We start from the raw sequence: 496 nt of genomic DNA, 5'->3' as shown, positions 1-496 counted from the left end.
CTTGCGGAGTGGTGCAAAGGTAGAAAATTAGACCTATTCCCTCCAAGCTTTCCCCACTTATTTTTACAGACTATTCCACAAGGCGCTGGTAGACTGAACGATATTTTTACAGAAACAGTGCTATTCCTCCGTTCTTGTTCCATCCTTAGGTTATCCTTGCTCCGTTCTTGGGTTGTTCTTGTGCAGGGACAGGTCAGAGCTAGGTCTATCCTTAAGTCGTTCTTGTTCCATCCTTGTTCCGTTCTTGCTCCATCCTTGGGTCATCCTTGTTCCGTTCTTAGGTTGTTCTTGCTCCATCCTTGGGTTATCCTTGTTCCATCCTTAGGTTATCCTTGTTCCGTTCTTGGGTCATTCTTGTTTCGAAGCCTGCGCAGCAAAAAGCCCCTCCAACTTCCTACCTTAGACCGAATTTACTTAGCGTTAATAGGGGGTTAGTAGGGGTATGACCCCTACTAACCCCCTATTAACCCCCTACTATACCCCTATAAAACCCCTG

General features: G+C 46.2%; 1 protein-coding gene. It reads right to left on the bottom strand.

Going from position 1 to position 496, the window contains the following annotated elements:
* Positions 1–150: 150 nt before the first annotated feature.
* Entirely contained in the window at positions 151–297 is a 147-nt protein-coding gene (locus ACSZOX_RS22385; RefSeq protein ID WP_437922471.1) for a hypothetical protein, read from the bottom strand.
* Between the last annotated feature and the right edge of the window lie 199 nt (positions 298–496).

This window comes from Sphingobacterium sp. LRF_L2 (assembly GCF_965644235.1).
In the GTDB taxonomy this organism is placed as follows: Bacteria; Bacteroidota; Bacteroidia; order Sphingobacteriales; family Sphingobacteriaceae; genus Sphingobacterium.
Note: the sequence above shows the minus strand (reverse complement) of the source record. Positions and strands in the feature narration are given on the sequence as shown.

Coding starts and splice junctions, on each gene's coding strand:
- ACSZOX_RS22385 (WP_437922471.1), bottom strand. CDS start 297: ATGGAGCAAGAACAACCTAAGAACGGAACAAGGATGACCCAAGGATGG.